Origin of the sequence: Amycolatopsis echigonensis (assembly GCF_014174495.1) — a bacterium.
GTDB lineage: Bacteria > Actinomycetota > Actinomycetes > Mycobacteriales > Pseudonocardiaceae > Amycolatopsis > Amycolatopsis echigonensis.
In genome coordinates, this window is the sequence record NZ_JACJHR010000181.1 from 1 (window position 1) to 4,031 (window position 4,031).

A 4,031-nucleotide genomic window follows, 5' to 3' on the forward strand; every position below is an offset into this window, starting at 1 on the left:
CCCATGATCACGAACTCGGTGGTGCCGATTCCGAACGCCCCGATGGCCAGCGCTACCAGTGCTAATGGCATGAGCCCGCGTCTCCTTGGTCTGCGTGTTGGTGCCGCTTGTCGGCTTCAGCAATAGTTGCATACGCGGTATGTTGTTGGCGCTTGTTGTTGATGAGGGTCACAGTTGGCGCCGATTGAGGGAGTGGTTTTTGGCTCCCGTGGGGCAGCGCACAGGTGTGTCGTGCCAGGAACCCGATGCGGCTCTACAGGCGCGGCTGAGGCGCGGCTGCCCCAGGCCGAAGGACCTCGCGGACCCTGCTGACTGTTGGCGGGTCAGGGCGGTTGACAGGGAGCGGGCTGTGGCGGGTGAGCGATCCGCAGGGCGGTAATAGCCGCGGGCTAGTCGGCTGCTCTCAGATGGCATGTCGACGGTATGCAATCGACGGGATACCTGCAGCAGGTCGATCGGAGACGGGATTCAGTCGAGGGTCTCCAGAACACGGCAGCGCCAGGAGTCCGTCGACATGACCCGGGCGGCGGTATCCCAGCGGCGGGGTCCGGGCGGCGGTATCCCAGGAGTGGCCCGATCCCGGCAGCGGATCCTGGCTTGCCGGACCCCGGCAGCGCGATCCCTCGGCGGGATTCGTGCGAACAGCGTCGGCTCCACCGCGCCCGGCCTCTGCGGCCCTGCGCATCCAGCCCGAGGCTCCTCGGTCGGCGGAATGTCGTTGTTTGTATACAGTCTGCTGGATGTTGTGGGCTGGATGTTGTGGGCTGGATGTCGTGGGCTGGATGTCGTGGGCTGGATTCAGTCAGCGGGATGTGGTCGGCGGAATCCAGTCGCCCCCATTCAGTTCACCGTCTCCGCGGCGGCCGGGTTGCGAGGTGTGGGAGCGGTCGACCGGGCTGCGGGGCGCGGTTCCTTTGCCACGCGCGCCGCAGGCAACCAGCGGTCCGTCCGGGTTGGGTGGGTCGGTCCCGCTGGCCGGGTGGGTGGGCCGGTCCTGCAGTCCGGGTTTGGACGGGTTGAGCCTGCCGTCCGGTGGGCGGGTCGGTCCCGCCGTCCGGGAGTCAGTCCGCCAACCGGTTCAGTGCTTGGTTGAGCTGCGGAACCCAGGCCTCGTGCTCCGGCTTCATCAAGACCGACCGGAGGATGGTGACGGTCTCGGCGTCGCGTTCGATGTCAGGGTGCAGTGCGGCGAAAGCGCCCGCGTCGACGCGCAGAGTGGACAGATAGAGCGGATTTTCCTTGTCTCCCATACCGTTCTGGAGAACAGTATTGGCTGCTTCGGTGATCTCGCTCATCCGGGCCCGCCGGGGCCAGTAAGTAACGATGTCCAAAGTGGGCTCTAGGTGGAGTGCGAAACGATCGGATTCCTTGAGGAGTCGGGCAAAGTCGTTCGCCGCTCGACGACAGGCCGCGAGCAACCGGCCGAGGCCACGGTCTCTTTCCAGCGGGAATGCTTGCAGCGTAAGCCAAAGCGCTCCGGCCGCGGCACCCGCACGGGAGCATTCCAGGGAGATCTCTCCGAGGTGCAATTCTTCGGAAGTGAAGTAGGTATAGGGAGAATCGTGTTTGTAGAACCGACCGACTGCCGGGTCGGCGAACAGCACCGCTCCGCATCCGTAGGGCTGAAGTCCGTGTTTGTGCGGGTCGACCACGACCGAATCGCACGAGCCGATCGCGCGGTAGGCCTCGTACTCGTCCAGCAGGGTGTAGAACCCGCCGTACGCACCGTCGACGTGCAGGCGGACTCCGTATCTTTCCTTCAGCGCAAGGGCTTGCTGGATGTCGTCAACCGCGCCGAGTCCGGTCGTTCCGGGAGTCAGCACCACCGTGCCTACCCCGCCGCCGCGGACTTCAGCTTCGACAGCTGACATATCAACGCGCCCGTCGGGAAGTGCCCGCACCGCGCGGGATTCCACGCCGAGCACCTGGCACATGCGGCCGTGCGTGTAGTGCGCGTCCCGCGAATGGACGATTGCCTTGCCCGGGGCCAGTTCGCGGGCGACCCAGAGGGCTTCGAGGTTCGCGATCGTCCCGCTGGAGGTGAGGTGGCCGAGCGACGGCTGCGCGAATCCGAACATCCGCGCCAGGTCCGCGATGACCTCGACCTCCATCGGCGAGGTGGCCTGCGACGCGTCGAGCGCGTGGTTGTTCGGATTGACCACCATCGCGGCGAGATAGGCGGCGACCGCGACCGGATGCGGCGGTTTGAGCATCTGGCCCGCGTAACGGGGATGGAAGAAGGGAAAGGACGCGTCCATCCGGGCGGCGTAGGTGTCGAGCAGCGCGGGGAGATCGACGTCTGGCTGGCTTGCCGGGGACGGGGTGAACGGACCCCATTTGCGTTCCCACGCCTCGACGCCGCGGAGAGCCTGGTCGATCAGTTCGCGTCGGTCCATGCGTCACCTCGTCGGTCGCTGGTTGCTGCTCGGGGCACCCTACCGACCGGCGGGAAGCGGAGTGGGGTTCTCGCGCTGGCGCTCTAACGTGTGCGACGGTTCTTTCGCGCGGTGGGGAGCTTTCCGGCGACTGACGGCCCCGCACACCAGCCCGCGCCACCGGCGAGGTCCTCGCAACAACCATTGCCGCACGCCGATCCCGCACCTCACCCGATGCCGCAGCCCTGGCTCCCACCGATACCCGGCCCAGCGCAACCGGGACCGGCAGCCGGGCAAGGGACGGGGCAGTCGGCAGGCCAGACGACCCCGCCGCCCCAGCGCCCGTTCCCCCGAACGCCCAGCACTGCCCGAGCTACTCCCCTACCCGCCAGCCCATCCCGGCGAGCGGCGTCTCGGTGTGGCGGCGCTGGTCCTCCGCATCCTCGGCTGCGTCGTCCCGCTCCAGCCGATCGACCTGCCCGGCATCCGGGCGTACCGCGCTCCCCCTCGGCCCTGCCGGACTGGCCTGCGGACTCATCGCCGGGCGCACCGGAACCCGCTGTCCGCAGTCGGCATCGCGGTGTCGGCGATCGCGCAGGTGCTCGGCGCGATCATGCTCCGCAAAACAGGTCGCCGGGTGAGCACCGGCGTTCTGCCCTGAGCGGAACCGCTGTCGTCGCGGGCCCGGCTGATGCCAGGCTGGGGCCTATGGCGGACATCCTTCCTTTCCACCAGCGCCGCGCCCCCGCCCGGGACGACGAGGCCGAGCCTCTGTGGCGCGAGGTGCTCGGCCGCAGTCTCCGCTCCGCGCGGGAGAACCAGGGCGAGCGGCTCGTCGACGTCGCCGAGCGGGCCGGGATCTCGCCGCAGTACCTGTCCGAGATCGAGCGCGGCCGGAAGGAACCGTCGAGCGAGATGATCGCCGCGGTGACCGGGGCGCTCGGGGTGAACCTGGCCGGACTGCTGAGCGAGATCGCCGGGAACATGCGGCGGATCAGCGTCGTGGGGCCGCGGCCGACGCGCCGTCCGGCCGGACCGGTGCTGATGGCGGCCTGAACGGCGCGGGCCGGCTCACGGACGCTCCGCGATCACCTGATCCGCCAGTCCGTATTCCACCGCACCGGCCGCGTCGAACACCCGGTCGCGGTCGGTGTCGTGCCGCAGCTCCTCGACGTCGTGCCCGGTGTGCCGGGACGTGATCTCCTCCAGCTGCGTCCGCACCCGGATCACCTCGTCCGCCTGCAGGATCAGGTCCGGGATCGTCCCGCGCCCCTGCGCGGCGGGCTGATGCAGCACGACGCGCGCGTGCGGCAGCACCGACCGACGGCCCGCCTCGCCGGCGGCCAGCAGTACCGCACCCGTCGCCACCGCTTGGCCGACGCAGGTCGTCGCCACCGGGGCCTTGATGAACCGCATCGTGTCGTACAGCGCCAGCATCGCGGCCGGGTCGCCGCCCTCGGAATTGATGTACAGGTTGATTTCCTGTTCCGGGTTGTCCGACTCCAGGAACAGCAGCTGCGCGATCAGCGCGTTCGCGACGCCCGCGTCGATCGCCGTGCCCAGGTACACGATCCGTTCGGACAACAGGTGCGAGTAGACGTCCATGATCCGCTCGCCGCCCGGACTGCGGGTCACGACGTTCGGGATGGTGTAGGT

4 protein-coding genes are annotated in these 4,031 nt (G+C 68.6%); 2 read left to right on the plus strand and 2 right to left on the minus strand.

Going from position 1 to position 4,031, the window contains the following annotated elements; genetic code table 11:
• Window positions 1-1,061: 1,061 nt before the first annotated feature.
• On the minus strand, window positions 1,062-2,396 hold the full coding sequence (locus tag H5411_RS45835; protein ID WP_183127944.1) for a pyridoxal phosphate-dependent decarboxylase family protein: 1,335 nt from the start codon (window positions 2,394-2,396) through the stop codon (window positions 1,062-1,064).
• Between the two features lie 397 nt (window positions 2,397-2,793).
• On the opposite strand from H5411_RS45835, the gene H5411_RS45840 reads away from it, so the two are divergent.
• Together H5411_RS45840 and H5411_RS45845 are read left to right on the plus strand one after the other, a co-directional pair.
• Window positions 2,794-3,036 carry a hypothetical protein gene (locus H5411_RS45840; RefSeq protein WP_101435492.1) on the plus strand — a complete coding sequence of 81 codons (243 nt, stop codon included), beginning with the start codon at window positions 2,794-2,796 and terminating at the stop codon, window positions 3,034-3,036.
• A 47-nt stretch (window positions 3,037-3,083) separates the two neighbouring features.
• Complete coding sequence (locus H5411_RS45845) at window positions 3,084-3,431, plus strand: helix-turn-helix domain-containing protein (RefSeq protein ID WP_183127945.1); 348 nt, start codon at window positions 3,084-3,086, stop codon at window positions 3,429-3,431.
• 15 nt (window positions 3,432-3,446) lie between these two features.
• Here the strand turns inward: H5411_RS45845 and H5411_RS45850 are convergent.
• Window positions 3,447-4,031, minus strand: a 585-nt coding sequence (locus H5411_RS45850) for a ClpP family protease (protein WP_183127946.1), incomplete at its 5' end; no start/stop codon positions are given.